Here is a 26,380-nt window from a genome sequence, read left to right on the forward strand (position 1 = left end):
ATCTCCGCAGAAGACTGGTCATTCGCCATCCACCAGGCAACGTCCCTCTCCGCCCTGCTGGAGCACTTCCCTCAAACCGGGTGGAAATGGGACGACATCGATCCCTCGCCCTCTTGACCGCTGCCCTCACGGAATGTGTGCCAGAACCCAACCCGGACCGCCCAGTTCGGGGCCACCTCAAGCCGGAAAAGCGGGGCCGGCTCAAGGTTCTGGCTCAACTTCCTTCTGTGAGCGTGCCCTGTGAGCGACGGCCGACTGCGGCTCTGGTCTTGGCGATCACGACGTGAAATGCTCGTCTGGTCGCTTCAACAGGCGCCGCCGGGGCGCCCGAGGCCCGAGGGCCGAACCAGTGGGAGTAAGAGGCGGCGCAGGCGGCAGCCGTATGCGTGACTCACGATCGGAGTCCTGAGTAGACCCCACTGGCCCCGGCATCCCGCTCGCACCAGCAGGACTCGCTTCCGGAGAAGTCGGAAGCCGACGCGGTGAAGGCGAGGCGGTCCCGTACCCTGCCCACCGCCCCTTCCTCGGTCACCGTGATCAAGGACGCGGCCGGACGGTACTTCGCTTCCTTCGTCATCGAAACCGACCCCGTCGCCGACCGGGCGCGGATGCCCGGCACCGACCGCACGATCGGCATCGATCTCGGGCTGACTCTCCCCCAGACTCCGTCCGGGGGGACCCCCATCGCGGCCCTGTCCGGCGGCACGAAGATCGACTCGCCTCGGTTCCTGCGCCGGGCGGACACCAGCTCTCCACCAGGCTGATCTCCGAGAATCAAGGGATCGCCGTGGAGGACCTGTCGGTGGCGGGACTGGCCCGCACGAGGCTGGCCAAGTCGGTGCACGACGCCGGATGGGCACAGTTCTTCAGCATGCTGGAGTACAAGGCAGCACGGTACGGGCGGAGCCTGGTCAGGATCGGCCGGTTCGAGTCCACCTCCCAGACCTGCTTTATCTGTGGTGTCAAGGGCGGACCCAAACCCCTGTACGTCCGGGAATGGACCTGCACCGCCTGCGGCACCCTCCACGACCGGGACCGCAACGCCGCACTCAACATCAAAACGGCCGCCGGACTGGCGGCAACGGCCTGCGGAGCGCCGGTAAGACCAGGAGCAATCCCGGCACAGCATCCGGCAGAGAAGGCCAGAATCCTCGGACTTCAACCCGAGGAGCAAGTCAACTGGGCAGTTCCGTGCCTGCCTGTTCGGCGACCATGTAGCGCGCGTACCAGTCGGGCCAGTCCGGGTCCTCGGCGCCGGTGCGTGCCTCATGCTCGCCGTGCGCGGCCGCGGCCCGGCGCAGAGCGCCCACCAGGTCCTCGGCCGAGGCGAATGCCGTGCTCGCGGGGTCCAGCCGGCCCGGGAGCCGGGTGGTGATCTCCTGCAGGATCCAGCCGTTGCCGTCCGGGTCGCTGAACGACAGGAACGAGCCGTAGCTGCTGCGCTGCGGGTCCGGACCGGGCACCCGGGCATCGGTCCCGGCGTGGTGGAAGACCCCGCCGGCGTCGTGGAAGACCTCGCTGGGCTCGGCGCCGCGCCGCTTCAGCTCGTCGCGGGCGGCGTTGATGTCGTCCACGATCAGGTACAGCCCCCGTGCCGACCCCGGCGCCTGGTCGGTGACCGAGGCGCCGAAGATGACCGACGTCGGGGAGCCGGGCGGGGTGACCTGGACGACCCGGAAGTCCTCGCCGGTGGCCACGTCCGCGTCGAGCCGCCAGCCCAGCGCCGTGTAGAACCCCTTGGCCCGGTCGACATCGGACACCGGCACCACCACGACCTCGAGTTTCATGTCCATGACTTGTGCCTCCTGTGCGGGAACAACTTGCCGACACTTACGAGACTCGCCGGGCGGCCGCCGCTTCGCATCAGGAGAACTCACGCGTCGGCAGGCGGCTGGGGATGCCGGGAGACGGGGCAGGGGCCCGGCAGCGGATTCCGGATCCCGGCCCCGGTACTCGGGGCCGTGCGCCCACCCGAGTCGCGGAGTTCTTCCAGCCCCCTGACTGGTAACAACTGTTACCATCACGGTATGGCGAAGACACAGCTGGGCGCGCGCGTCGACAGCGAGATCAAGGAACTGGCGGAAGCCCGCGCCAGGGACCGAGGCCTGAGCCTCGGCGACTACATCGCCGTCCTCGTGCAGGAAGACACCGAAGGACTGCGGCAGCGGGGTCTGGATGCCGCGGAACGGTTCCTCACCGAGCACCAGGGCGTTTTCGACGAAGCCGAAGACGCCGACTGCCGCACTCCCGGGGCACACGCCGCGTAATGGACCTGCACATCGACGTCCCCTGGATCCTGCGGGTCGCGGAGATCGCGGGGGCAGGGGATCCCGCCCCCGAGGACTACGGAGTGCCGGTGGCCGCGGTCGCTGCTCACCGGGCCGAACTACTGGACCAGCCCGTCTACGACGGCCCCTACGCCCGCGCCGCCGCCCTGGTGCACGTCCTCGGCCGCTGCCGATGGCTGGAGCGCTCCAACATGGCCGTGGCCGCTGCGACGGGCGTGATGTATCTGGAGGCTTCCGGGATCCCGGTCAAGCCCGCCCGGGAGGACGCCGTCGCCCTGCGCGACCTGTTGCGGGATCCCGCCTGCACCACTGCGGGGATCGCCGCCCTGCTGCGCGGCTGGCCCAGGGCCACTTGATTCCCGGCCGGGCACGGGGCCCGCGCGATCCTGCGCGGACGGCGTCTCCCCTCACCAGGAGCAGTGAGACCCGGGGAGGCGCATTCGCTCGAGGTGTTCAGCGACCTGGAGGAGCTGACACAATGCCTGGACTCGCCTGTAGGTGATCACACAGCACTTGTCGAAGTCGTAGCCCGGTCGGCGAACAACTGCCGTGGCCGGTGACGGGGACGACCGGTCACTCCGCGGATCCGCGGGATCGCGTCGGGCAGGGGCAGCAGCTGGGTGATGTCGTGGCGGTTGCCACCGGTCAGGGTGATGGCGAGCGGGGTGCCGCCTGCGTCGGTGATGACGGGGTGCTTCGAGCCGGGCCGGGCACGGTCGAGCGGGCGCGGCCCGGTCTTGGGCCGCCCCGCCGGGCCTGGTGGTGGGAGCCGTCGACCATCGCCCGGGACCAGTGCAGCTTCCCGGCCCGGTGCAGCTGGGTCAGCAGCACCTGGTGCAGCCGGTCCGCACCCCGGCCTCGTGCCAGTCCCGCGGCAGACGGCCTGGAAAATAGGGTGCGGTCGGCTGAGCTGGGGTGATAGGTAAGCGATGTGACAGAGAGTCTTGAGTATTCCGCCCTGCTGCAACTGATCGACGAGCGGTCGGCCGCGTTCCGGAGTGCGGTTGCCGCCGCGCCCAGCCTTGACGCGCCGGTGCCGTCCTGCCCCGAGTGGACGTTGTTCGATCTGGTGCAGCACCTGGGTACGGGTCAGCGCTGGTGGGCCGCGATCGTCGCCGCGGGCCCGGCCGAGGCTCCGCCGGCCAAGGATGCCGCGGAGGTGCCGCGCGAGCTCGAGGCGCTGCTGGCCTGGTACGCCGAGTCGAACGAGCTGCTGCTGAGTGCGCTGCGGGAGGCCGGCCCGGAGCGCGAGTGCTGGACGTGGTGGGGTGCCGGCGTGTCGCCGGCGAATGCCCGGGGCGTTGCCCGGCGCCGGGTGCACGAGGTGCTGGTGCACACCTACGACGCCCAGCTCGCCGCAGGCGCCGTGCAGCCGATGCCGGCGGACGTCGCGATCGACGGCGTGGCCGAGTTCCTCGACACCTGCAACTCCACCCCGGTGGCCTGGCCGCACGAGGCCGCCACCATCCACTACCACGCCACCGAGGGCCGCTCCTGGCTCCTCGCGCTGGACGGCACCGGCGCCTGGCCCGCACCCCTCACGGACGACGCCGCGCCCGCCTCCGCTTCGGCCACGGGCACGGCCGAGCAGCTGCTCCTCTTCGTCTGGGGCCGCCTCACGCTGAGCGACCTGAAGATCGAGGGCGACCGGCAGGTGTTCGAGCAGCTGATCGCCTGGGAGCCCGAGGAGTAGCCAGTCGATACCGCCGGCGGACGGCCTCGATGACGTCCGCGTCGGTGAACATCGCGAACAGCTCCGCCCCCGCGCGGCGGACGGCCAGTACGACCTCGTACAGCTCGGGCCCGAGCGTCTCCCGCAGCACCGCCGACCCATCCAGGAAGCGGGTCCAGGGAACCGGGATGGGGCCGCTTCCCCAGCCGGACACCGTCGGGCGAAACCAGCCGGCACGAGCACTTGTGCCGGCTCGTTGCGGCCGTGCCACGAAGGGGCGCGCTTGGCGGGTGGTCAGTAGCGGGCGCCCACCGGGGCCGGGATGGCGTCGAGGTCCGCGATGTCCGCCGGGGACAGCCGGACGTCCGCGGCGGCCGCGTTGTCGGCGAGGTATTTCGGTGTCTTGGTGCCCGGGATGGGGACGATCTGCGGGCCCTGGGCGAGGAGCCAGGCCAGGGCGACCTGCGCGGGGGTGGCGCCGATCCGCTCGGCGACCTGGCGGACCTTGGCGGCGATGCCGAGGTTGGCGTGCAGATTCTCCTGCTGGAAGCGCGGCAGACGGCGTCGCTGGTCGTTGTGCGGCAAGTCGTCGAAGGAGGCGAAGCGGCCGACGAGGAAGCCGCGGCCCAGAGGCGAGTAGCAAAGCAGCCCGATGGCGTGCTCCCGGCAGTGGGGCAGGACTTCGGCCTGGACGTCGCGGGTCCACAGGGAGAACTCGGCCTGCACGGTGGCGACCGGATGCACGGCCTGAGCACGCTGGATCTGCTCGACGGTGACGGTGATCTCGGACAGGCCCAGGTGGCGGGCCTTGCCGGCCGCGACCGCCTCGGCCATGGCGCCCCACGTCTCCTCGATGGGGACCTCGGGATCGATGCGGTGGAGCTGATAGAGGTCGATGTGGTCGGTGCCCAGGCGGCGCAGGCTGGCGTCGATGGCGGCACGGACATGTTCGGGCCGGCCGTTGGGCCTGACGACCGGGGAACCGCCCGGGCCGCCGGTGGGATCGACGGCCTCCAGGCCGACCTTGGTGGCGATCACCGCCCGGTCGCGCCGGTCGGCCAGGCTCCGGCCGACGAGAGACTCGTTGGTGTAGGGGCCGTAGACGTCGGCGGTGTCGATCAGGGTCACGCCCAGATCGAGTGCCTGATGGATGACGGAGAGGGAAGTGGCTTCGTCGCGTGGCGTGGCCATGTCGTAGGCGAAGGTCATCCCCATGGCGCCCAGACCGACGACGCCGACCTCAGGTCCGTTGGTGCCCAATGTGGTGGTACGCATGCTGTTCTTCTCTCGTGGCGGTTCCCGGTGCTCATGGCCCGTGGAAGGGAAGTGCCAGGAAGGGTCTGGCCTGGCGGTAGGGGAATGTCGAGGCTGTCGGCGTGTGGTGGGGCGTGGTCGGCCGAGGTGCTCAGGCGCGGGGCGCCCCTGCCGGTCGGCGCCCCGCGGTGATCTGGCTGTGCAGGCTTTCGAGGGCGGCGACGCAGATCTCCGAGAACGTGGGGGAGGGCTGGGACGGTGTCGCGCGGTGTGTCCGCGGGGGAGGTGGGCGCGATCTCCACGGTCGCCTGCTGCGGCCACGCCCGCTGCGGGACCGGGTGCGTAGCCGTCGGTGATGGCGCGCCCGTCACCGAGCACTGTGAGGAAGCCGTTGGAGTGGGCGAAGCACGGGTGCAGGTGGCGGTTTCGGCCGGTCCGGAGATCGGGGCCGTTGTGCGGAGCCTCCCCTCACTCGCGCCGGCCGAGGACGCCCGCCCCGCGTGGGTGTGGTCCCGGGTGAGGACGAGGACGGCGTCGTGGGCGGCCCGTTTCCCGCTTAGGGCCTGGCCGGGTCGGGGCCGGCGGCGACGGTCCTGTGCGCTCTCCCCCCGCCGGGTCGGTGGGCGATCCGGACGGGGGAGCCGCGCAGTCCGCAGCCGGGGACACCGAGGCGCGGGACGGTGCTGGGGGCCTTTCCGGAGGGGGCGGCGATCGCCGGGTGCGGCAGGCCCGCCCGCTCCCGAAAGCCGTCACCCCTGCACGGCCGGAATCACTGCTCCAGGCGCGAGACCTGGTAGTGGGCGATGTACCAGCCGTCCTCCAGACGCCTCACCAGGACCGCGAGTTTGACGGCCGCCGGAGACCGGCCGGTGAAGGTGAACACGGCGTCCAGGTAACCGAGTACGAGGTCGTCCGCGAATCGCCGGGTCTCGAGGACGCGGTAGGCGGCCTTCATCCCGAGCGGCTGGGAAGCGTAGTACTCGGCAACACTTGGCCTGCCGACGCCGTAGGGGTGCAGCCCCTGGAACACGGCGTCCTCGGTGAAGTTCGCGGCCACGTCCTTCGGCTCGTGGGCGTCGACGGCCGCCTTCCAGCGGTCGAGGACGTCGCGCAGGACCAGTTCGTCGTCCTTCGTCGTGCTGTTCATGACGTCATCCTTGCTCGGTGGTCCGGCCGCTGCTCAGTGACCGGCGCTCATACCGCCGTCGACGTGCAGGATCTCGCCGGTGACGAACGCAGCCGTCTCCAGGAAGAGCACCGCGTCGACGATGTCCCCGACCTCGCCCATCCGCCCGACCGGGTGCAGGGCGGCGAGGAAGTCATGGGTCTCCTCGGCGTGCATGGGGGTCTTGATGGTGCCGGGCGACACCGCGTTGACGCGGATGCCGCGGGTGGCGTATTCGATCGCGAGGGACTTGGTGGCGGACTGCAGACCGCCCTTGGTCAGCGAGGCCAGCACGGAGGGGACGTTGGAGTCCGCGTTGTCGACCAGGCTGGTCGTGATGCTGACGATGTGGCCGCCGCCCTGTGCGAGCAGATGCGGGACGGCGAGCTGCGTGATGTGGAAGAAGCCGGCGACGTTGATGCCCGTCACCGCGGCGTAGTCCTCGGCCGTGTACTGGGTGAACGGCTTGGCGACGAAGATGCCCGCGTTGTTGACCAGGGTGTCGATACGGCCGAACCGCTCGACCGCGGCGGAGATGACGCGCTGCGCGGTTGCCGGGTCGGCGATGTCGCCCTGGACGGTCAGGACGTCGGCGTCGTCGGCGGGCGCGATCGTGCGCGAGGTGGCGACGACGGCGTACCCGAGCTTGCGGTAGCCCTCGACGAGGGCGGCGCCGATGCCCTGGGACGCGCCGGTGACGACCGCGACCTTCTGGTGGGGCGTCTGGTTCTGAGTGCTCATGGTGACCTTCTCCGAATGGCTGACCGGTCTTAGCCGACCGGTCGACTATTTAGAAGGTAGGTCGGGCCGCCGACCTACGGAAGGATCGGATTCCTACCATCTGGGAGGCGCAGGCTCCCAGCGCAGATCAGCCTGGCAGCGCGTACGGATCGTCGGCGGGCAGCCAGGCGTCCGGGGCCCTGGTGCCGAGGTCGCCGATGCCGTCGCAGAGGGCGTCGACGACGGCGAGGACACCGGCACGGTTCTCGCTCTCGCGCCGGACCAGGGACCAGGTCCAGTAGGCCTTCGGTGCGACGATCTCGCGGCGGACGAGGTCCGGGGGGAGCGGATCGGTCTGTCCCTTGGGCGAGTTGACGACGGGGCGGGTGCAGCGGCGCACGTGGTCGAAGAACGCGGGGCCGGTGATCGCTCCGTCCGAGATGTGCACCGTACGGGCACCTGCGGCCCGTGCGAACTCCTCGCCGTACACGTTCCAGGAGGCCCAGGAGGTGACGTCCTCGTCGATGAGGACGTCGGTGTCCCGGGCCGCCACGTCGGGTACGTCGCTGCTGTCACCGCGACTGGCGACGGCGTAGAGCCGGTCGGCACCGATGAGGCGGGCCCGCAGCCCGAGCCGCTCGAGGTCCTCGCTGCGCACCCAGCACACGGCGAGGTCGAGGCTGCCGTCGGCGACCCGCGCGGCCTGGGTGTGGGAGGGGGCGACCCATGCGTCGACGTGTACCTGGGCCACCGCGGCCGTACGCGAGGTCAGGTCCGGGGGAAGCCAGTTGACGTAGCCGAGCCGTACGGCCTGGGAGCCGGACAGGCGGCCGGCCCGGTGTCTGAGGTCGTCGGCGCGGTCCAGCAGGGCGCGGGTGTGGGGGAGGAGGGCGGCTCCGGCCGGGGTGAGGGAGACCTTGCGGCGGTCACGGTCGAAGAGCCGGACACCCAGGTCCCTTTCGAGCGCCTTGATCTGCTGGGAGAGCGAGGGGCCCGCGATGAGGAGCCGCTCGGCGGCCCGGCCGAAGTTCAGTTCCTCGGCGACCGCGACGAAGTACCGAAGCTGACGCAGTTCCACACGCGCCATCGTACGCACGCTGGGAGGCTGCGCCTCTCAGCAGCGAGGAAGCCGGTCGTGGCATCGGTGCAGGTGAAGGGCGCAGGCTGGGCTCACCGACGACGAGACGGAGCGCGTCATGCGAGAGTTCCTGGTCGAGATCACCACCACCGTCCCCGAGGGCACCGGCCAGGAGGAGGCCGACCGGCGGCGGGCCGCCGAGGCCGTCCGTGCGAAGGAACTGGCCGTGACCGGCAATCTGGCTCGACTGTGGCGTCCCGTGGGCGAGTTGCGCAGCATCGGCGTGTGGCGGGCCGCCGACGAGGAGGAGCTCCACGAGAAGGTGCTCGCCACCCTGCCGCTGCGCCCGTGGATGACCCTCACCGTCACCCCGCTCGAGTCGCACCCCAACGACCCCGGCCGGAACGACGGTACGAAGTGAGGACCTCCTCCCCCCGGACCCATGTCGCCCGGGCAGCCGCCGCGCTCGCGGCGGGCATGGGGGTCGGACGCTTCGTCTACACCCCGATCCTGCCCCTGATGCACACCCAGGCGGGCCTGTCGGCCGGGGCCGGGGCGAGCCTGGCCACCGCCAACTACGTCGGCTATCTCGTCGGCGCCCTCGCGGGCATCCTGGCCCCCGTGCTGGTCCGGTCGCGCACCGTCCTGCGCGGGTCCCTGCTCCTGTTGACCGGCACGCTCGGCGCGATGCCCCTCACCCACAGCACCGCCGTGTGGGGCCTGCTGCGGCTGCTGGCCGGCCTGGCGAGCGCCCTGGTGTTCGTCGTCGCGGCCGGGTCGCTCCTGCACCACCTGCGGGAACACCCGCCGCATCTGTCCGGCTGGGCGTTCGGCGGGGTGGGCGGCGGCATCGCGCTGTCCGGTCTGCTGGTCCTGGTGCTGCGGTCCGTCGCCGACTGGCGGGCCGCCTGGTGGGCCGCGGCCGCGCTCGCCGCGGTGCTCGCCGCCGCCTCGTGGAACCTGCCGCCCGAGGACGCGCCCGTCGACCCCGTGGCCAGGAGCAGTGCGAAGCCCCGCACGCACCGCTGGTTCGGTGCGCTGTTCGTCAGCTACACGCTGGAGGGCGTCGGCTACATCGTCGCCGGGACCTTCCTGGTCGCGGCGATCGGACAGGGTTCCCCCGGCTGGCTCGGCAGCGGTGCCTGGGTGCTCGTGGGCCTCGCCGCCGTGCCGTCCTCGGCGCTGTGGGCCCGCCTCGGGCGCCGCTGGTCACGTCCCGGACTGCTGCTCACCGCGCTCGTCCTCCAGGCGGTCGGCATCGCCCTGCCCGCCATGGCCGGCGGTACGGCGGCGGCCCTCGGCTCGGCGGTGCTGTTCGGCGCCACGTTCATCGGCGTCAGCACGCTCGCCCTGGCCACCGGAGCCCATCTGCGCATCCCCCGCTCGGTCGCCCTGCTGACCGCCGGATACTCGGTCGGCCAGATCCTCGGCCCGCTGGCCGTCGCACCGGTCCTCCACCATGGCTACCACCGGGCGCTGCTGCTGGCCGCCCTCGTGGTCCTCGCGGCGGCGGCGGCCGCCGCCGTACTGCGGATCGGCTTCCCGCACCACATGGTCGTAGCAGGACACACAGCACCCGTGCGGCAGCGGGAACCGGCCGAGGACGACGTGCCCGCCGCGGCCGGTCCCGACAGCACGCGTGGCACACTCGGCCAACCGACGTGACGCCGCTGACGACCACGGCACAAGAGCTCGCGATCGCCGCCCTCGTAGAAGGGGGCCCTCGGCCTGGAACCGGACCACTGTCTGGAGCGTCATCGACGGGTGCCTGTGCAGGATGCGTCTGTCGGCGACGCAACCGCACGGCGCATGTCAACGTCCGTCCAGACGTTCGTAAGATCATGAACGTTGACGGAGGACTCGCCCATGACGGCAACAGCTGCCCGCTACCTCTACCTCACGCGGCACGGTGAGGCGTCCGAGGACGAGAGCACGTTGGCGGACAACGGCCGCCGCCAAGCCATCCTGCTCGGGAAGCGGCTTCGTGAGGCCCCTCTCACGGCGATCCACCACGGCCCGCTCGCGCGCGCGGAGCAGACGGCGCAGCTGGTCTGCGAGCAGCTCGACGGTGTCCCCCTGCGGCCGTCCGAACTGGCCGGCGACTACATCCCCTACCTGCCGCACCGCGAGGAACTGCCGTCGGAATCGGCCGATGCCATGCTCGGCCACCTGGCCCGGTTCCCGGCCGAGGAGCGCGAAAAAGGGCCGGACCTGGCCCGGGCGGCTCTCGCGCAGCTCACCGGACCCGTCGCCGGTGACGAACCGCGCCACGAACTCGTCGTCACGCACAACTTCCTCATCGGTTGGCTCGTCCGGGCCGCCCTCGACGCTCCGAAGTGGCGGTGGATGGGCATCAACCACGCCAACGCCGCGCTGACCGTCATCCGCTACGCGCCCGGCCGGCCCCCGGCCGTGCTGTTCTACAACGACATGGGCCACCTGCCCGCCGACCTTCGCTGGACCGGTTTCCCGCCCGACCTCCGCATCTGAGGGCGGCGATCCTCCATCACACCGGCAGTCACCAGACGAAGATCGAGCGACGGCGCCCGGCCGACGCATCTGCCTGGAGCAGCGTCCGGACGGGCGAGGGGGCCCTGCTCTCAGCGCGGGGCGCCTGCCCCGGGTCGGCAGCGGGTCCCCGCGCGGCCGCCGGGCGGCGCCGGAGCCCGGCGGCCCGCCATGGCGGCGAACGTGACGGCCCAGACCGCTGCGGCGACCCAGATCTCCCAGCGGCCTGTGACCGTCATCCACCCAATTCCGGTCGCGCCTCCCAGCTCGTGCGTGGCGACCGCGTACATACCGATCGGGAAGACGATGTTCCACCAGCCGAGCTCGTAGCGCAGCGGAACGCGGCGCACCAGGTGCCGCCATACGCCCAGGGCCAGCAGGAGCGGGATCAGCCAGCTGGAGAACGACCACAGGACGACGGACGTCCCGGTGATGAGCTGAGGGGACAACAGTGTGCCGCCCGGTGGGAGCGCGATGAGCCGCACCCCGGCGAGCACGACGATCGCTGCCGCGCCCATGAAGATCCAGACCGACGTCATGAGGCCTTCGGGCTGGACCGGCCGTGCCAGCAGCCTGGCCAGCACGATCGTGGCGATCAACAGGTACTGCACGAGTCCGATGGCCCAACAGATCACCGCCGGCACCGGCAGGAACTGACCCGAGGTCACCCGGGCCAGCGAAGCCGCCGCGAGCGCCACGGACTCGGATCCCACCGCCCACAGGAACCAGGTGCCGTTCACCTGGTCGAACGACGGGCCCCGCTTCAGCGAGGTGATGAGCGCGAGGGGAATGCCGTAGTCCAGCACCAGCCACCCCAACGCCCCGAACGCCAGGAACACCCCCGCCACGGCGGTGTGGCCCTCCGGCACGAAGCGCGCGGCCAGCACGTTGGAGGAGATGGCGAGGGTGAGGAAGGCGAAGGCGCGCGGCCCGAGGAGATCTGCGACGAACCGTCGGCGATGGCGCAGCAGCCGCCAGCCGTAGGCGGGCACCAGCACCGCGAATCCGGCCAGGGCCACCCAGAGCAGCGCGGCGGAGGCGGTGCCCGCGCCGTTGACATACAGGGCCGTGGAGACGATGCCCGTGCCCATGACGAAAGCCAGTGCTCCGGCGTTGAGATCGGCTACGGCGGTGGAGGCGGCTGTCCGGTACCCGGGCCGTCGGGGGCCGCGATCGGTGTGGGTGGGCTCGTCGGTGTGTGTGGGCTCGGGCGGGCAGGCATGGGGGAGCCGTGTTTCGCGGTGGCCGTTGTCGGTGAGCCATTCGGCGAGGACCGCGGCGTGGCTGCGGTCCATGTCCCGGGCGGCGGTCAGCAGGGTGAGGCTGCTGCGTCCAGCCAGTTCTCGGAGTCGGCCTGCCGCCTTCCGGTGCTCCTGATCGCTCAGTTCGGTGGCATAACGGCGGCGGAACTCGCCGAATCGCGGCGCGCTGTCGTCGTACCAGCGCTGCAGCTCGGCGGACGGGGCGACATCCGGGAGCCAGTCGTCGAACGGTGCGCCTTGGCGGCTCGTGCCGTCCGGCCAGAGCCGGTCGACCAGCACCCGTTCACCGACCTCGGAGGGCGTCTGCTCGTCGAGCCTGCGGCAGGTGATCCGACGAGCCATGACGCCCTCCTCCGGCCGTTCTTGCGTACAAGCATTTTAGTGAAATGAGCATTTCATTGTCTTTTGGGTGCGTTACGCGTGGGGGTGGTGCGGGGCGGCGACCGACGCGGCGGGTGCGGCACGTGCGACGGCCTGGCTGACGGTGTCGGCGATGGCCTCGACCGCTGCCGCAGCGCCCGCAACATCGCGGGGGTCGTGGTACGGGCCGGGGGAGGGCCTGCAGCACCGCTGGGGTCCACGGTCCGGTGGGGCCGGGTCCGTCGTCATGGTGACTCCGCACCGGTGCCGAGGACGATGGTCACGCCGGGCCGGTGCAGGGCAAGGTCCATCAGCACCTGGTCCAGCGCACGCTTCAAGAAGGTGCCGCACAGGGCGATGACCGCGTACGGCCCGCCATGACCGTCCCGGCGGCCCGGGCGACCGCATGCTGATCGCCGACGTCGAGGAACCGTGCCGGGTACCTTGCGGCGAAGCCGTTCGGGCCCACCGTGCCGGGCGCGGCCGCGGCGATCGCCACGACCCGCAGGTGTGTCGCCGCCGGTTCCACCGGCTCCCGGCCGAACGCTGCGGACCAGGTCAGTGGAAGGCCGATGCCACGAGAGCCGTCTGCTCCAGGCCGTGCCTGCGGGCCGAGCCGACCGCGGGTGCGGGCGCCGCGGGCCGGCTCACGCACTCCACCAGGCGTCCGGCCTGCCTGTGCAGACGCGGTGCGAGGAAGGACCACGCGCCCTGGTTCTCCGCTTCCTCCTGCACCCACCGCACGTCCGCGTCCGCGGGGAAGCGAGCGAGTTCCACCGCGAGCTCGTCCTCGGGGAACGGGTAGAGGCGCTCCACGCGGACGATCGCCGTGTCGGTCGAGCCCGACTCGTGCCGGTGGGCGTCGAGCTCGTGAAAGACCTTGCCCGAGCACAGCAACACGCGCGTGACCCCGTTGGGCTCCACCGTGTCGTCCGGCAGGATCGGACGGAAGCCGCCCTCGGTGAAGTCGGGCAAGGAGGAGACGACCGCCTTCGACCGGAGCATCGACTTCGGGGTGAAGACCACCAGCGGCCGCTTTTGGCCGTCCAGCGCCTGCCGCCTCAGTAGATGGAAGTAGTTGCCGGGCGTGGAGGGCATGGCCACGGTCATGTTGTCCTGCGCGCACAGTTGCAGGAACCGCTCGATCCGGGCCGAGGAGTGATCCGGTCCCTGACCCTCCAGGCCGTGGGGCAGCAGCAGCGTCACCGCGGAACGCTGACCCCACTTCTGCTCGGAGGACGCGATGTACTCGTCGACGACCGTCTGCGCGCCGTTGACGAAGTCCCCGAACTGGGCCTCCCACAGCACCAGGGCCTCGGGACGGCCCAGCGCGTAGCCGTACTCGAAGGCGAGCGCCGCCTGCTCGGACAGCATCGAGTCGTACGGTGTGAAACGCACGGCCCGAGGCCCGAGGGAGCGCAGGGGTGTGTGCTCGGCGCCGGTACGCCGGTCGGTCAGTACCGCGTGGCGCTGGCCGAAGGTGCCGCGCCGCGAGTCCTGCCCGGCGAGCCGTACCGGGACGCCCTCCAGCAGCAGCGAGCCGATCGCCAGCAATTCCGCGGTGGCCCAGTCGACCGTGCCCGTGTCGAGGGCCGCCGTGCGCCGGCGGAGCTGCGGCAGGACGCGCGGGTGGACGGTGAAGCCCCGCGGCAGGTCGCTCTGCGACGCGATGACCTGCCGGACCGTCGCTTCGCCGATCGCGGTCACCCCCTGGTGGGTCGTCTGCGGTGCGGTTCCTTGTCCGGCCCCGACGGCGGGGGCATCGTGAGAGGGGTCCGGGGCGGGGAGCGTCCGGGTTTCGGCGAAGGCCCTCTCGAGGTGGTCCTGGTAGTCGCGCCGGGCGCCCTCCACCTGCCGCTCGCTGATGTCCCCGTGGGCCACCAGGGACTCGGCGTACACCGTGCGCACCGAAGCCATGGCGTCGATCCGGTCGTACATCAACGGTTGCGTGACGGACGGGTCGTCGACCTCGCTGTGCCCGTGGCGCCGATAGCAGACCAGCTCGACCACGACGTCCTTGTGGAACGTTCGGCGGTAGTCGAAGGCGAGCCGCGCGACGCGGTCGACGTCCTCCGGACAGTCGCCGTTGACGTGGAAGATCGGGGCCTCCACCATTCGGGCCACGTCGGTGGCGTAGGTGCTCGAGCGGCTGCTGGCGGGCAGTGTGGTGAAGCCGACCTGGTTGTTGACGACCACGTGGACCGTCCCACCCGTGCGGTAGCCGGGCAGCTGCGACATGTTCAGCGTCTCGGCGACCACGCCCTGGCCGGCGAACGCCGCGTCGCCGTGGACGACGACCGGCAGTACGCGCGAGGGCCCGCTGTGCTCGGCGCCCGTGTCCTGCTTGGCGCGTACCACTCCCTGGGCGACCGGCCCCACGATCTCCAGGTGCGAGGGGTTCGCCACGACCGAGACACCGATCGTGCCGCCCTGCAGGGCACGGTAGGTGCCCTGCGCGCCGAGGTGGTACTTGACGTCCCCCGAACCCTGGACCGATCCGATGCCGACGGAGTCCTCGAACTCGCCGAAGATCTGGGCGTACGACTTGCCGACGATGTTGGCCAGCACGTTCAGTCGGCCGCGGTGCGCCATCCCGATGACGGCCTCCGCCACGCCGGCCTCGATGGCGCTGAGCAACAGGGCGTCGAGCAGCACGACGGCCGACTCGCCGCCTTCGAGCGAGTATCGCTTGTGGCCCACGTACTTGGTCTGCAGAAACGTCTCGAAGGCTTCCGCGGCCCCCAGCCGGTAGAGGATCCGCAGCTGCTCGGCACGGTCCGGCCTGTGCTGCTGCGGGCTCTCGACGCGCTGCTGGATCCATCGGCGTTCGCGGGAGTCCTGGATGTGCATGTACTCGAACCCGGCGCTGCGGCAGTAGAACTCCCGCAGGGAGCACACCACTTCGTCAAGCGTCATCGTGGCGCGGCCGGCGAACCCGTCCACGACGAACTCCTCCGCCCGGTCCCCGTCGTGGAGTCCGAACGCGGCGATGTCCAGCTCCGGATGTGCGACAGCAGGCCGGGACAGCGGATCGGTGCCGGCCATCAGGTGACCGCGCACGCGATAGGCGTGGATGAGCGCCGCGACCCGGACGGCCTTGAGGGGCGCCTCATCACGGACCCGGTGATCCGGACCGAGGAGACCGTGCCCCGGTCGGCTCGCCGGCCCGCCCGGAACGGGCGGGGAGGTCACGACGGACGGGGTCGCGAAGAAGTTCCTCCACGTCTCGTCGACCGAGCCGGGGTCGCGCAGGTACCGCTGCCGCTGTTCGTCCACGACCCATTCGTTGAGTCCGAAATTCAGCCCGTGAATCACCGTTCGAGTGGTGTCTGATTGCGACGCCATGGCGTGGAACGCCTTCTTCCCTGTTTCGAGGCCGTACGATTCCGGCGCGGCTCCCACGGTCGTCTGCCCTGCGTGTCTCCTGTCCGGAGATCTGGCATCTGCTTCACAGGCCGACCCGTGTGACCGCACCGCACCGGCGACCGTAAAACGCGGGCAGGCCGGGCAGGGACGGCCCACCGAGCCACATCTGCCTCATATCAGGACATCGGCCGGACGGCGGCTGCCCGCGTTCTGCGCCGAACTGCCGGAGGGCGTGACTTCGTGTCCTGATCCGAGGGCTACTTGTCCGCTCGGCCTGGCATCGGCGCCGCATGGAACCTGGTTAGGACCATGTGCCCGCCGGCCCGCGGCCGGAGAACCCGCGATCGGGGACGGAACATGATCGACTGCGATCCGTCGGACACCGCACAGCGGCCCCTGCCCATCCTGCACGGCCTGGGGATCCTGCACGGTGAGTTGCGAAGCCTGTACGATCTGTCGCTCCACGACTACCTGATCCTCGGTGTCCTCGCCGAAGCCGAGGGCCGGCCCGTACGCGTGGCCCGACTGTCCGATTCCCTCGGGGAGTCGGGGACCCGGATGTCCTTCCTCCTCAAAGGCCTGCAAGCGGCCGGCCTGATCGAACGCCATCGCCGTGACGGGGATCGCAGGACGGTCGAGGTCACCCTGACCGACGCGGGACGTGCCAGGTTCGCCGACGCCGAGAGCACCGCGCGCGCATGGCTGCGTCGGCATCTCACTCCTTGACGCTTCCCCCAGGGGCCGACGGCCGGTGGCCGGTCGCCGCCTGCGCACTCCGGGCAAGGCCGGGTCGGCCTTTGCCGCGGAGCACCGCGGGTGCGGCCCCGGCAGCTCGGCCACCGCGGGTCCAGCCACCGGGCCGTAGCAACTGACCTGCGCGTTCTTCACGCTTCGCGCCCGGCCGATCGCGGCACCCGCGACTACGGCATCACCCACCACCCTGGCCGCACCGTCGGCCCGTCCACCCACCGCCCCGCGTCACGAAAGCACCGTGCCGACCGGTTTCGATCTCCGGCACATCAACCACAGCCCGAGACGGACAGCCGGGCGGTCCTGGCTGGGTGAGGTCTCCGCGGTGGTGCTCCAGCGGTCCCTGCGCGACGCCGAGACCGCAAGCCGTGCCGCATGACAGCACAGCATCCGGCGGAGAAGGCCAGAATCCTCGGGCTTCAGCCCGAGGAGCAAGTCAGGACGGGATGGGGAGGTTCAGTGACACGGTCTTGCCCTGGCCGTTGGGGGAACTGATCCAGTCCTTGGTCAGTGTCTCCACGATCAGCATGCCGCGTCCGTGCTCGGCCTCTGCGTTCTCTTCCTCCGCCAGTGCCAGGGGTGACGGAACGGGGGGATTGCTGTCGGAGTCGCGAACCTCGAGCCGGATGTGGTCCTGGAAGGCCCGGAGTCGGACGTCCACGTCGCTGCCGGCGTGGATGAGCGCGTTGGTGACGATCTCCGACACGGCCAGTTCCAGCTCGTCCGACAGATCCTGCAGGCCCCACGAGCGAAGGTGGTCGTGCACGAAACCGCGGGCTGTCCTGGCTCCGTGAAGATCGCGGCGCTGGATGTGCAGACCGGCCGTCCGGGGTTCGTCCCGACCCTGTGCCCCTTCGTACAGCGCGAGCAGCAGGGCGGCGTCGTCGCGGCGCTGCCGGGGTCTGCAGAATTCCACGACGACCCTGTCGGCCAGTTGTTCGAGATCGGGTGTGGATCCGCCGCCGTCGTCCCTGAGCAGATTCTGGGCGCAGGCTTCCGGGTCGGTCGCGTACAGGCCGATCAGACCGTTGGTGTAGAGCATCAGGACCGAGCCAGGAGCGAGAGCGTGCTCACGTCCCCGGTGGACGTCGGTGGTGCGGACGCCCATGGGCAGGTTGGCGGGTGCGCCGAGGACGCCGGTGCTTCCGTCGGGACGCCGCACCAGGGGAGCGGGGTGACCGGCCAGGGCCACCTCGACCGTGCCGTCCAGAGTGTCCAGCGCGACGACGCAGCAGGTCACCAACAGATCGGTGCCCAGATCGGCGAGAAGTCTGCCGGTTCGGTCGATCACCGTCGTGGGCCGGTGGCCCTCGGAGGCGTAGGACGCCACGGCGGTGCGTACCTGGCCCATGACGGCGGCGCTCTCCATGGAGTGGCCCTCGACATCGCCGACGACCAGGACGGCGCGGTCGTTGGGCAGCTTGATCACGTCGTACCAGTCGCCTCCCACCTTCGAGTGGACGTCGGCAGGCCGGTAGCGCGCCGTCGCGGCCAGCCGCGGCAGGTCCGGAAGCCGCGTCGGCAGGAGGAAGCCCTGTAGGTACTGGGCCACCTCACGCTGTTGGGTGCTCAGCTCGATGCGTTCCACCGCGGCCCCGAGCAGTCCTGCCATCATGCCGAGCAGGGTCCGCTCCTCGGGCGGGAAGTGCCGGGGGTCGGAGAAGGCCAGGCAGCAGACGCCGATGACCTGTCTGCTGTCGGTCAGGGGCAGGTCGATGAACTGCCCGTCGCCGGTGAGCGGCAGGTAGACCTCCGTTCGGGCCTCGTCGTCGGCGAGCAGGTCGCCGCCCGCGGCGCGGCTCGCGTGGATGAACAGTGGACGTCCGTCGAACGCCCTGGCTGCCGGTGTCCGGGCGTCGAGGCCGGTCCCGTGCAGGCCGCGGATCATCCGTGAGGAGTCGCCGCTGTGCCCCAGGACCCACAGCCGGCCCTCGTCGGCGGTAACGAGCGCCAGGGCTTGGGCCTTCAGCGGGGACATGACACAGTACCGGGCGGCCGCCACGACGTCGTTCGCGGTGGTGGCCCGGTTGAGCAGCTCGGCCAGCCGCCGCAGCAGGTACATCATGCTCGCCCCCGCCGACCCGAGGACACCGTGCACTCCCCAGCCGGGGAGGCACACGTTCATGTCGATGTCGGCCTCTGGCGGGATGAGCAGTGGGACGGGACCCGCCGTCAGGTCGACGCCGTCCTTGACGAGCCCCGTCAGGGCGTCGGCCATCCGGCGCCCGACGTCTTCGAGCGCCGCGCGCTCGACGGGGCTGTAGTCGCCGAGGGTCTCCGAACGCAGTACGGTCAGGACGCCGAAGCGCTCGTCCTCGGCGGTGACGGGGGCGGCGAGAGCGGTGTAGGGGTAGGGCAGCGCGTGCTTCTGATCGGGAGCGGCGGGATTCGGATCGATCAGTACGGCCGTTTCCCCTGTCTTCCACGCACGTACCGAGGCGGAAGGCGTGTCCAGCTCCATGCGGCCGGGGAGGGTGAAGCACGAAGGCGCGCTCCCTCCGGCCAGTGCGAGCCGGAGTCCGCCCCGGCGCTCGTCCGGCAGGTAGACACCTGCCGCCACGGCTCCCAGCCGGCGTCTTGCCTCGCGGGCGCCGCAGTACAGGACCTCCGCGAGGTCCGCACCGTACACGGCGAAGGGCTTGTCGCCGCGATGCGGTTCTCTCTCTGGTCTGCTGCTCGTCACGGGACGGTTCCCTCCAGCGGCGCGCCGGACATCGGAAGGAGATATGCCGCCTCTGCGGCGATATGTAATTATTCGGCGCAAGGGTGCTCCGCGCGAGCCCTGCACGGGGCCGAGAGACGGACCTCCGACGTCCGCCGTGCCCTCCGTGTCGGATGAGCCGGTGACGGCCTCTGCCCGGGATCGGACGATCCGTGCGGGGAGGGGCCCGGAGGAGAGGCGAGGACGGCACGGGCACCGGGCGACCGCGGGTGGACGAAGGCGCCGGCGGCCTCAGCCGGATGAGCTTCTCCGTTTTCGCCGGCGCCCGGAGGCCGACCGCCGGGCCACCGCCTAACACGAGGGGCGGACGGGCGGCGTCGTTCGCGGAGCGGCGGATGTCGCCGCCCTGGAGCGAGGTGAGCCCGTACCCGGCGCCGGTCCGACGGACGGCGCCGTGGAGGGGGTCACTGCTCGGTCGGACCGTCGCCGCCGAGGTGGCCGGCCTCGCTGGAGGTCTTCACCAGGTGGTGGTCGGCGATCGGGGTGAGCTGGAGCAGTTCGGTCTCGGCGGTCGTGCAGGGGCGGTGGCCGGGCTCGGTGCAGAAGGCGTCCCCGGCCCTGAGGAACTCCTCGGTGCCGTCCGTGTGTTCGACGCGGACCTCCCCCGCGGAAGGGGTAGCCCTACGGCTGGGCGGCTGCCGCGGCTGCCTGCGCGCTCACCTGGGTGGCCGCGCGTGAGGATCGCCCGGTCAGCCGCCAGGAGATCATGCGCAGCATGCCGGCCGGCGCCGGCGGGAACACCCCGAGCTGGCCCAGCATGGTGATGTCGTCGCGCACCGCTTCGTGGGTGACGACCTTGCCGTCGAGCAGACCGAGCACGTGGATCTGCTCGAAGTCGATCTCGCGCCCGGTCGGCGGCACGGCCTGGTCGAGCGCGCCGTCCCGGAAGCGGACGAAGGGTCCGGTGTGCCGACCCTGCATCCGAAGCCGGACCCAGACCTGGTCGCGGTCGGACACGACGCCGAGCACGGTGAAACGCAGGTCGCTGAAAGCGGAGCGCATCCAGGCGCTCGACGCGAGAACTCCGGCGGGCCCGGGAGCCGAGCAGGCCGTGGGCGACACGGCGGCCTCGCGGTTGTGGAAGTCCTCGTGGACCACCTCGGCGGCCAGTGCCGGATCTCCTGTCTCGAGTATGCGGAAGAGGCCGCGGCCCAGTTCCGGAGCGTCCATTGCCATGGTGATGCCTTTCGCCGGCGATGCCATCGGTGCTGTGGGCGTCAGACGGCCGGAGGTGTCCGGCTGCGATTGCCGCCGGTCCGGGGCGCGAGACCGGTCACAGCATCAGTTCGAGTAGTAGCATACCTAATGAATTCATGGTGCTAGCATCCTTCTGTGCCGTCCAAACGTCGCTACGTGTCCCCGCTGCGCGAGCAGGGTGCGACTCGTACCCGAGAACTGATCCTTCGTCATGCCACGGAGCTGTTCGCCGAGCGCGGGTACGGACGTGTGACCGTCGTCGACATCGCCTCGGCCGCCGGGGTCGCCTCGAAGACCGTGTTCGCGAGTGTGGGCAGCAAGAGCGACATCCTGAACCGGATCATCGACCAGGGCGTGGTCGCCTCCGGCTACGAGCAGGCGACGGCGGGTGTGCTCGCCCTGCGAACGCCGGAAAAGGTCCTCGAAGCGCTGGCTCACGGCACGCGTCTGGGCAACGAGAGCCAGTTCGCCGTGCATGAGGCGATCCACAAGGCGCTTCCCGTCCACGAGGACGGCGAGGTGTTGTGGGAGCGTGCGACCGCGGCCTACCGGGACGCGTTGTGTGCCGTCGCCCGTCATCTGCACACGCTGGATCCGGCGCCCCGCTGTCCGGTCGAGGAGACGGCCGACCTGCTGTGGTACTGGTTCGGGCCCCTGGGCTGGCGCAACCTGGTGATCGAGAGCGGCTGGACGTGGGACCGCGCCGAGGAGGTCCTGTGCCGGATCGCCGTCGCCTCGCTCCTGTGACACCGTCTCCCGGCGGTGGGGAACATGCGCGGCGCGTCACGGGGCGGTGGCCGTAGCCGGTCGCGGAGCCCGGCGCGGCAGCGACCGGGCGGGCCGTCCCGCCGGTCCGGGAGGTCACGATCCTCTTCGCTGGGGCGACCGCATCCCCGTGGTGGCGTGTGCTCGGCGGCCTGCCCGTGAGCCGCGGGATCGGCCCGTCACACCACTGTGCGGGGCACGGTCACGACCACCCTGCCGCGGCGGACCCGCCGTCGGCCGATACCGTTTCGGAGCACCGGGACCCGTCAGCCCCGGCGTGAACGGCCTGTCGGCGAGGCCGACTTGCCTGCCCGGTGCGGGATTGGCAACCGAAGGCCCGGGCCGCACCGCCGGAGCGCGCGGCCGGTGCCTGGGCCGCCGGTGTGCGTCCACCGCTCTTCCGGCTCCCGCCGGCGCGCTGCCGCGAGCCGACGAGGAGGGACGGCCGGGCAGATGTGCGGGCGCGTCCGTCATCGCGCGTCCGGCCGCACACCTGTCATACGTCACCGCAACGTAGGAGCATCCGTATCCTGACCGACGTCCGGCGCCGAACCGTGCCGGCCGGCCCCACCTGCGTGGGGCTCACCGCGGACGCCACGGACGGGCGCGGCGCCCTTCGCCGAGGCCGACCCCGAGGGGCTGCGGCGCCTGGTCGACGGACGACCGACCGGTCCCGAACAGACGTACGCGCTCGTGTCCACGCGCCGCGAAGGTGTCGCCCGCAGCCGCGACGCGTATGCGGCCCCGTCCCCGCGGCGGGGCCGCACACGCACGCCCGGTGCGGTCCGGCGTACCCGGACCTCGAAGAAGCCTACGGCGGCAAGGGCTCCTACGCCGCGGCGGTGGGCGGGCTCGCGGCGGCGCGGGCCCGGCCGACCACCCGTCCGCGTTCCGACGCGGGGAAGCGGTCGACCATGGCCCGCAGCTCGGCGGCGCTGACGTCGGCTCCGAAGGGTTCGGTGCCGGGTTCGAGGCGTACGCCTTCGGCGAGCGGGCCGACGATGACGGGGTCGAAGCCGAGGGCGTCGACGAGGTGTGCGGTCGTGGCCCGGTCGGCGGGAGTGTTCCCGGCGACGGCGATCGCCTTGCGGCCGGGCGTGCCGGCCGGACGGGCCTCGTCCTCGAGGTCGTGGTAGCCCATGTGGTTGAAGGCCTTGACCACGCGGGAGCGCGGCAGGAACGCCTGGAGGATCTCACTGGTGGAGGTGCGCGGGTCGGTCAGGTCGTCGCGTATCCCGTCGACCTCCCACCAGTAGTTCATCGCGTCGACGACCAGTCTGCCGTGCAGCGCGGCGACCGGGATGCTGCGGTACTTGCCCAGGGGGAGCGCCAGGATCGCGACGTCGGCCGAAGCCGCCGCCTCGGCGGCGGTGACCGGGGTCGCGCCGGGTGCGAGGACCTCGACGGTGAGCGCGATGTTCTCGGGCGCCCCCGATCCGGCGATCAGGACGCGAAAGCCTGCCGACACGGCCAGTCGTGCCAGTACGGTGCCTACTTTTCCGGCTCCCAGGATGCCCAGGGTGCGGATGTCCTGTACGTGCATTGCGTTGCCTTTCACGACGTCAGTCGGCGAGGATGTCGCGGACCATGGGGATCACCTTCGTGCCGTAGAGCTCGACCGCGCGCAGGCGGGCGCTGACCGGCTGGGGACCCGCGGTGTACAGGAGGTCGAACCTGCCGACGCCGAGTCCGCCGACCGCGTCGGCGATCCTGCGCGCCACCGTCTCGGGCGAGCCGATGTACAAGGAGCCGTGCTCGATCTCGGCTTCGAACTCCTCCCGGTGCACCGGTGGCCAGCCCCGCAGCGCGCCGATGCGGTCACGCATGAGCCGGTAGCCCGGCCAGAACACCTCCCGGGCCTCTTCGTCGGTGTCGGCGACGAATCCGGGGGAGTGCATGCCCACCGGATGCGCCGTGGTGCCGAACTTTTCCGCCGCGCGCCGGTAGAGGTCCGTGTACGGCAGGAAGCGTTCGTAGGAGCCGCCGATGACGGCGAGCATGAGCGGGAGGCCGTGCCGGGCGGTGCGGATGACCGACTGCGGTGACCCGCCGACGCCGACCCAGGTGGTCAGGCGTCCCGACTCGGTGGTCGGGAAGACCTCGGTGTTCTCCAGAGGGGCCCGCACACTGCCCGACCAGGTGACGGGCTTCTCCTCCAGCAGCCTCACGAACAACTCGAGCTTCTCCTCGAACAGCTCCTCGTAGTCGGCGAGGTCGTAGCCGAACAGGGGGAAGGACTCGGTGAAGGAGCCACGGCCGAGGATGACCTCGGCCCGCCCGCCGGAGAGGGCGTCGACCGTCGCGAAGCGCTGGAACACCCGCACGGGGTCATCGGAGCTGAGCACGGTCACACCGGAGGACAGGCGGATGCGCTCGGTGCGCGTGGCGATGCCGGCGAGCACGGTCTCCGGGGACGACACCGAGTACTCGGGACGATGGTGCTCGCCCAGTGCGATGACGTCGACGCCGATGTCGTCCATGAGGACGGCTTCGTCGACGACCTGGCGTATCGCCCTCGCATGGGAGACCGGGACGCCGGCGTCGTCCTGGGGGATGTCCCCGAACGTGTCCAGGCCGAAAACGATGTCATCCATGGACGGACTCCTTGGCGAGCAGTTCCCTGACCCGCGGGGCGACCTCGCGGCCCAGCAGCTCGATCGTGCGGGCCCGGGCCCGGCGAGGCAGGTGCATGATGTCGTACTTGAGGTCGAAGCGGCTCAGCTGCAGGTCACGGGCCGTCCGGGCGATCTTTTGGGCGACGGTTTCCGGGGAGCCGACGAACAGTGCGCCGTGGTCGATCTCCGCCTCGTACCGTTCGCGGGTCGGCTTGTAGAAGCCCCGCTCCTCGGCGGCCCGGGCCACGACCGGCCGCCAGTACTCCCACCAGGTCTCGACCGCTTCCTCGTCGGTCTCGGCCACGAGGCCCAGGGAGTGCTGACCGATCGGTTGCGCCTCGTGCCCGGCCTCCTTCAGCGCCGCGCGGTAGAGCGTGACGTGACCCGCGAACCGTTGCGGGCGTCCCCCGATGATCGCCATCATCATGGGCAGCCCGTAGCCGGCGGCACGCACCACGGAGTGCGGGCTGCCACCCACGCCGATCCAGGTGGGGATTCCGCCGTCGCCCATCCGGGGGCGCAGCAGCTGTTCGGCGAGCGGTGCCCGGAACGAGCCGGACCACGTCACCGACTCCTCCCGTTGCAGGCGCATGAAGAGGTCGAGCTTCTCCTCGAACAGCTCCTCGTAGTCGGCGAGGTCGTAGCCGAACAGGGGGAAGGACTCCGTGGCCGATGCCCGGCCGAGGACGAGCTGGGCCCGGCCGTCCGACACGGCGTCCAGGGTGGAGAAGTCGTGGTACAGCCGCACGGGGTCATTGGTGCTCAGGACGGTCACCGACGTGCCCAGGCGGATGCGTTCGGTGGCGGTGGCGATGGCGGAGAGCAGCACGGCAGCGGCACTGTCGACGTGGCCCGGTCGGTAGTGCTCGCCGAGGCTGAAGACGTCCAGCCCGGAGGATTCGGCGAGGGCGGCCTCCTCGACGAGCAGGCGGACGGTCTCGGCGTCGCTCAGCACGCGGCCGCCGTCCGTGGCGACCTCCCCGAACGAGTTGAGGCCTATTTCGAAGGTCAGGGGCGTCATGGTCTCCTCCACCGGTGATCCCGCGGACCGCAGGCCACTCGGAAGTTATTGATTGACGAAACAAGTATCTCCATAGATGCTTGACGTGTCAATTAAATAGGTGAGGTGCTGGGCGTTAGGGGTTGAGGGCGTGTCCGCTGTCGGGCCGGTCCGCCCGTCCGCCCGTTCCTTGCGAGTGGGTGACGGGCCGCTTCATGACTCGCCCATTCCGGGGTGGCCGCCGTGCTCACGGCGCTTCGTCCCGGTCGGGATTCCGCCGCCCGCCCGGCGCATCGACCACAAGTCAAATACTTGATGAACCAATTGAGCGAGGTGGCCCGTCGTGACCCGCGCCACGCAGATGCCGCACGCCGCCGTCCTGGCGCCCAGCAGGTCTGCCGGAGGCCGCCCCTGTGACGCCCGGCGGCGGCGAAGGGCGATCGTCCGCACGGCCCTGCGGCACGCGGCGACGGGCGCGGCGGCGTGCCGCGCGGTCAGCCGGACGGTGCCTCCGTCCAGGGTCCGCACCGGCACCTGCCGCGGTCCGGTGGGCCGGCCGTGGCCGCGTACGAGGTCGACGGAGACCGAGTCGAGCCGGTCGACCTGGTCCTCGTCCCTCCAGTGGGCGGCCGTCCGGTCGCGGTGCGCGAGGACCGCGTCGACATCCAGAGGTCCTCGCGCGGCAGCGACCGGGCCCGGGGCGCGGCGCGCGTCGGCGCCGGCCGAAGCGGCGCCTTGCTGGGTTCACGGGCCCAGGACGAGCATTCGCCGCCGAGCGGTTCGCGCTCCACGATCGCGGTGCTGAGCCCGGCGGCGCGGGCCCGGTCGGCGACGTTCTCACCGACCGGGCCCGCGCCTATGACGACCACGTCGTAGGCGCGTACGGACTCGTTCATCATTGCTCCTGTCGTTCAAGGAGGTTCAGGCCTCCGCGCACGAGAGTCGGCCGGACCTCACGTGTCCTCGAGCCGTGTCCGGTCGACGGACGCGGTTCACCGGCCGGGGAGCCGCGTCGTGATCTCCTGCAGCACCCACCCGTTGCCGTCCGGGTCGCTGAACGCGGCGAACGAGCCGTAGCTGGCGCGCTCCGGGTGCGGGCCGCTGACCCTTCCCTCTTCGGTGCCGCGGTGGAACACTCCGCCCGCGTCGTGGAAAATCCCGCCCATCTCGATGCCGCGGTCGACGAGTTCGGCGTGGGCCGCCTCGATGTCCGACACGATGAGGTGCAGTCCCTGCACCGAACCCGGTGCGGCCGTGGTGACACCGGTGCCGAAGAGGATCGAGCACGATGATCCGGGGGGCGTCAGATGCACCACGCGGTAGCTGTCGTCGGCGACGTGGTCGACGTCGAGCCGGAAGCCCGCTTTCTCGTAGAAGGCCTTGGCCCGGTCGACGTCGGAGACGGGCAGAACCACAACTTCGAGTTTCAGATCCATGTTCGCTTCTCTGTTCGTGGACGGGAGGTTCGCGCCTCGTGAGTCACCGGTTGAGCCGGTGACGTGATGGCGATCATGGCATCGTGCGCGTAACCAGTCAAGGAGGTGACGTTGTCGTACGCTTGCTCGGCCGCCGCGAGTTGCCGACGGCGAGGGCCGATACGGTCGATGCCGTGACCGGAGGTCTGCTGTGTGGTGCACCTCCGCCGGCCGGTGCGTGCG

General features: G+C 71.0%; 21 protein-coding genes and 3 pseudogenes. 9 read left to right on the forward strand and 15 right to left on the reverse strand.

The features are described from left to right. Nucleotides 1–482 precede the first annotated feature (482 nt). Nucleotides 483–1,159, forward strand: a pseudogene (locus ACZ60B_RS23540) (RNA-guided endonuclease InsQ/TnpB family protein); the annotation flags it as partial. 16 nt (nucleotides 1,160–1,175) lie between these two features. Here the strand turns inward: ACZ60B_RS23540 and ACZ60B_RS23545 are convergent. Continuing rightward, a complete protein-coding gene (locus ACZ60B_RS23545; RefSeq protein ID WP_469389987.1) occupies nucleotides 1,176–1,793 on the reverse strand; it encodes a VOC family protein in 618 nt (205 codons plus the stop codon). Nucleotides 1,794–2,027: 234 nt separating this feature from the next. Here ACZ60B_RS23545 and ACZ60B_RS23550 point away from each other — a divergent pair, with 234 nt between their 5' ends. Continuing rightward, nucleotides 2,028–2,267 (forward strand): hypothetical protein, encoded by a 240-nt coding sequence (locus ACZ60B_RS23550; protein ID WP_469389988.1) that lies wholly within the window; start codon nucleotides 2,028–2,030, stop codon nucleotides 2,265–2,267. Further along, entirely contained in the window at nucleotides 2,267–2,644 is a 378-nt protein-coding gene (locus ACZ60B_RS23555) for a fic family toxin-antitoxin system, toxin component (protein ID WP_469389990.1), read from the forward strand. Before ACZ60B_RS23550 ends, ACZ60B_RS23555 begins: the two co-directional genes overlap by 1 nt. Before the next feature lie 173 nt (nucleotides 2,645–2,817). Here the strand turns inward: ACZ60B_RS23555 and ACZ60B_RS23560 are convergent. After that, a pseudogene (locus ACZ60B_RS23560) lies at nucleotides 2,818–3,160 on the reverse strand (transposase); the annotation flags it as partial. Nucleotides 3,161–3,219: 59 nt separating this feature from the next. On the opposite strand from ACZ60B_RS23560, the gene ACZ60B_RS23565 reads away from it, so the two are divergent. Continuing rightward, on the forward strand, nucleotides 3,220–3,981 hold the full coding sequence (locus ACZ60B_RS23565; protein WP_469389992.1) for a maleylpyruvate isomerase family mycothiol-dependent enzyme: 762 nt from the start codon (nucleotides 3,220–3,222) through the stop codon (nucleotides 3,979–3,981). Nucleotides 3,982–4,254: 273 nt separating this feature from the next. On the opposite strand, the gene ACZ60B_RS23570 is transcribed toward ACZ60B_RS23565, so the two are convergent. The 4 genes from ACZ60B_RS23570 to ACZ60B_RS23585 form a co-directional block, all read right to left on the reverse strand. Further along, complete coding sequence (locus ACZ60B_RS23570) at nucleotides 4,255–5,235, reverse strand: aldo/keto reductase (protein WP_469389994.1); 981 nt, start codon at nucleotides 5,233–5,235, stop codon at nucleotides 4,255–4,257. A 748-nt stretch (nucleotides 5,236–5,983) separates the two neighbouring features. After that, nucleotides 5,984–6,361, reverse strand: a complete 378-nt coding sequence (locus tag ACZ60B_RS23575; protein ID WP_469389996.1) for a YybH family protein — start codon at nucleotides 6,359–6,361, stop codon at nucleotides 5,984–5,986. Nucleotides 6,362–6,394: 33 nt separating this feature from the next. Beyond that, nucleotides 6,395–7,120, reverse strand: coding sequence for an SDR family NAD(P)-dependent oxidoreductase (locus ACZ60B_RS23580; protein ID WP_469389998.1), 726 nt, complete (start codon nucleotides 7,118–7,120; stop codon nucleotides 6,395–6,397). 127 nt (nucleotides 7,121–7,247) lie between these two features. Further along, complete coding sequence (locus ACZ60B_RS23585) at nucleotides 7,248–8,186, reverse strand: LysR family transcriptional regulator (protein ID WP_469390001.1); 939 nt, start codon at nucleotides 8,184–8,186, stop codon at nucleotides 7,248–7,250. A 109-nt stretch (nucleotides 8,187–8,295) separates the two neighbouring features. Here ACZ60B_RS23585 and ACZ60B_RS23590 point away from each other — a divergent pair, with 109 nt between their 5' ends. The 3 genes from ACZ60B_RS23590 (at nucleotide 8,296) to ACZ60B_RS23600 (ending at nucleotide 10,667) form a co-directional block, all read left to right on the forward strand. Beyond that, on the forward strand, nucleotides 8,296–8,598 hold the full coding sequence (locus tag ACZ60B_RS23590; protein ID WP_469390003.1) for a muconolactone Delta-isomerase family protein: 303 nt from the start codon (nucleotides 8,296–8,298) through the stop codon (nucleotides 8,596–8,598). Between the two features lie 56 nt (nucleotides 8,599–8,654). Next, nucleotides 8,655–9,842: a YbfB/YjiJ family MFS transporter gene (locus tag ACZ60B_RS23595; protein ID WP_469390199.1), complete on the forward strand. Its 1,188-nt coding sequence runs from the start codon at nucleotides 8,655–8,657 to the stop codon at nucleotides 9,840–9,842. A 201-nt stretch (nucleotides 9,843–10,043) separates the two neighbouring features. Then, nucleotides 10,044–10,667, forward strand: a complete 624-nt coding sequence (locus ACZ60B_RS23600; protein ID WP_469390005.1) for a histidine phosphatase family protein — start codon at nucleotides 10,044–10,046, stop codon at nucleotides 10,665–10,667. A gap of 110 nt (nucleotides 10,668–10,777) precedes the next feature. Here the strand turns inward: ACZ60B_RS23600 and ACZ60B_RS23605 are convergent, their stop codons facing one another. Both ACZ60B_RS23605 and ACZ60B_RS23610 read right to left on the reverse strand, forming a co-directional pair. Further along, nucleotides 10,778–12,289: an SLAC1 family transporter gene (locus ACZ60B_RS23605; protein ID WP_469390007.1), complete on the reverse strand. Its 1,512-nt coding sequence runs from the start codon at nucleotides 12,287–12,289 to the stop codon at nucleotides 10,778–10,780. 576 nt (nucleotides 12,290–12,865) lie between these two features. Continuing rightward, a complete protein-coding gene (locus tag ACZ60B_RS23610; protein WP_469390009.1) occupies nucleotides 12,866–15,652 on the reverse strand; it encodes a multifunctional oxoglutarate decarboxylase/oxoglutarate dehydrogenase thiamine pyrophosphate-binding subunit/dihydrolipoyllysine-residue succinyltransferase subunit in 2,787 nt (928 codons plus the stop codon). 378 nt (nucleotides 15,653–16,030) lie between these two features. Here ACZ60B_RS23610 and ACZ60B_RS23615 point away from each other — a divergent pair, with 378 nt between their 5' ends. Continuing rightward, nucleotides 16,031–16,399 carry a MarR family winged helix-turn-helix transcriptional regulator gene (locus ACZ60B_RS23615; protein WP_469390011.1) on the forward strand — a complete coding sequence of 123 codons (369 nt, stop codon included), beginning with the start codon at nucleotides 16,031–16,033 and terminating at the stop codon, nucleotides 16,397–16,399. Nucleotides 16,400–16,859: 460 nt separating this feature from the next. Here ACZ60B_RS23615 and ACZ60B_RS23620 read toward each other — a convergent pair whose 3' ends face one another. Beyond that, on the reverse strand, nucleotides 16,860–19,106 hold the full coding sequence (locus ACZ60B_RS23620; protein WP_469390013.1) for a SpoIIE family protein phosphatase: 2,247 nt from the start codon (nucleotides 19,104–19,106) through the stop codon (nucleotides 16,860–16,862). A gap of 660 nt (nucleotides 19,107–19,766) precedes the next feature. Continuing rightward, complete coding sequence (locus tag ACZ60B_RS23625; RefSeq protein ID WP_469390015.1) at nucleotides 19,767–20,321, reverse strand: ester cyclase; 555 nt, start codon at nucleotides 20,319–20,321, stop codon at nucleotides 19,767–19,769. 156 nt (nucleotides 20,322–20,477) lie between these two features. Between ACZ60B_RS23625 and ACZ60B_RS23630 the strand changes: the two genes are divergently transcribed. Further along, the gene (locus tag ACZ60B_RS23630; RefSeq protein ID WP_469390017.1) at nucleotides 20,478–21,089 is read left to right on the forward strand and encodes a TetR/AcrR family transcriptional regulator; all 612 of its coding nucleotides are present in this window, start codon (nucleotides 20,478–20,480) and stop codon (nucleotides 21,087–21,089) included. A gap of 847 nt (nucleotides 21,090–21,936) precedes the next feature. On the opposite strand, the gene ACZ60B_RS23635 is transcribed toward ACZ60B_RS23630, so the two are convergent. The 5 genes and pseudogenes from ACZ60B_RS23635 to ACZ60B_RS23655 all read right to left on the reverse strand — a co-directional run bounded on the left by ACZ60B_RS23635 (nucleotide 21,937) and on the right by ACZ60B_RS23655 (nucleotide 26,158). Next, the gene (locus ACZ60B_RS23635) at nucleotides 21,937–22,650 is read right to left on the reverse strand and encodes an NADPH-dependent F420 reductase (protein WP_469390019.1); all 714 of its coding nucleotides are present in this window, start codon (nucleotides 22,648–22,650) and stop codon (nucleotides 21,937–21,939) included. A 19-nt stretch (nucleotides 22,651–22,669) separates the two neighbouring features. Next, on the reverse strand, nucleotides 22,670–23,701 hold the full coding sequence (locus ACZ60B_RS23640; protein WP_469390021.1) for an LLM class flavin-dependent oxidoreductase: 1,032 nt from the start codon (nucleotides 23,699–23,701) through the stop codon (nucleotides 22,670–22,672). After that, the gene (locus ACZ60B_RS23645) at nucleotides 23,694–24,743 is read right to left on the reverse strand and encodes an LLM class flavin-dependent oxidoreductase (RefSeq protein ID WP_469390023.1); all 1,050 of its coding nucleotides are present in this window, start codon (nucleotides 24,741–24,743) and stop codon (nucleotides 23,694–23,696) included. The genes ACZ60B_RS23640 and ACZ60B_RS23645 overlap by 8 nt, the downstream gene beginning before the upstream one ends. A gap of 417 nt (nucleotides 24,744–25,160) precedes the next feature. Further along, a pseudogene (locus tag ACZ60B_RS23650) lies at nucleotides 25,161–25,618 on the reverse strand (FAD-dependent oxidoreductase); the annotation flags it as partial. A gap of 96 nt (nucleotides 25,619–25,714) precedes the next feature. Continuing rightward, complete coding sequence (locus ACZ60B_RS23655; protein ID WP_469390025.1) at nucleotides 25,715–26,158, reverse strand: VOC family protein; 444 nt, start codon at nucleotides 26,156–26,158, stop codon at nucleotides 25,715–25,717. Nucleotides 26,159–26,380 lie beyond the last annotated feature (222 nt).

It is taken from the genome of Streptomyces sp. NPDC104096 (assembly GCF_055584385.1).

Excerpts from the sequence above, each read along its gene's own strand:
- ACZ60B_RS23655 (WP_469390025.1), bottom strand. The coding sequence starts at position 26,158 with ATGGATCTGAAACTCGAAGTTGTGGTTCTGCCCGTCTCCGACGTCGAC.
- ACZ60B_RS23585 (WP_469390001.1), bottom strand. The coding sequence starts at position 8,186 with ATGGCGCGTGTGGAACTGCGTCAGCTTCGGTACTTCGTCGCGGTCGCC.
- ACZ60B_RS23600 (WP_469390005.1), top strand. The coding sequence starts at position 10,044 with ATGACGGCAACAGCTGCCCGCTACCTCTACCTCACGCGGCACGGTGAG.
- ACZ60B_RS23605 (WP_469390007.1), bottom strand. The coding sequence starts at position 12,289 with ATGGCTCGTCGGATCACCTGCCGCAGGCTCGACGAGCAGACGCCCTCC.
- ACZ60B_RS23595 (WP_469390199.1), top strand. The coding sequence starts at position 8,655 with ATGGGGGTCGGACGCTTCGTCTACACCCCGATCCTGCCCCTGATGCAC.
- ACZ60B_RS23570 (WP_469389994.1), bottom strand. The coding sequence starts at position 5,235 with ATGCGTACCACCACATTGGGCACCAACGGACCTGAGGTCGGCGTCGTC.
- ACZ60B_RS23625 (WP_469390015.1), bottom strand. The coding sequence starts at position 20,321 with ATGGCAATGGACGCTCCGGAACTGGGCCGCGGCCTCTTCCGCATACTC.
- ACZ60B_RS23615 (WP_469390011.1), top strand. The coding sequence starts at position 16,031 with ATGATCGACTGCGATCCGTCGGACACCGCACAGCGGCCCCTGCCCATC.
- ACZ60B_RS23610 (WP_469390009.1), bottom strand. The coding sequence starts at position 15,652 with ATGGCGTCGCAATCAGACACCACTCGAACGGTGATTCACGGGCTGAAT.
- ACZ60B_RS23575 (WP_469389996.1), bottom strand. The coding sequence starts at position 6,361 with ATGAACAGCACGACGAAGGACGACGAACTGGTCCTGCGCGACGTCCTC.
- ACZ60B_RS23640 (WP_469390021.1), bottom strand. The coding sequence starts at position 23,701 with ATGGATGACATCGTTTTCGGCCTGGACACGTTCGGGGACATCCCCCAG.
- ACZ60B_RS23580 (WP_469389998.1), bottom strand. The coding sequence starts at position 7,120 with ATGAGCACTCAGAACCAGACGCCCCACCAGAAGGTCGCGGTCGTCACC.
- ACZ60B_RS23645 (WP_469390023.1), bottom strand. The coding sequence starts at position 24,743 with ATGACGCCCCTGACCTTCGAAATAGGCCTCAACTCGTTCGGGGAGGTC.
- ACZ60B_RS23545 (WP_469389987.1), bottom strand. The coding sequence starts at position 1,793 with ATGGACATGAAACTCGAGGTCGTGGTGGTGCCGGTGTCCGATGTCGAC.
- ACZ60B_RS23590 (WP_469390003.1), top strand. The coding sequence starts at position 8,296 with ATGCGAGAGTTCCTGGTCGAGATCACCACCACCGTCCCCGAGGGCACC.
- ACZ60B_RS23550 (WP_469389988.1), top strand. The coding sequence starts at position 2,028 with ATGGCGAAGACACAGCTGGGCGCGCGCGTCGACAGCGAGATCAAGGAA.
- ACZ60B_RS23555 (WP_469389990.1), top strand. The coding sequence starts at position 2,267 with ATGGACCTGCACATCGACGTCCCCTGGATCCTGCGGGTCGCGGAGATC.
- ACZ60B_RS23635 (WP_469390019.1), bottom strand. The coding sequence starts at position 22,650 with ATGCACGTACAGGACATCCGCACCCTGGGCATCCTGGGAGCCGGAAAA.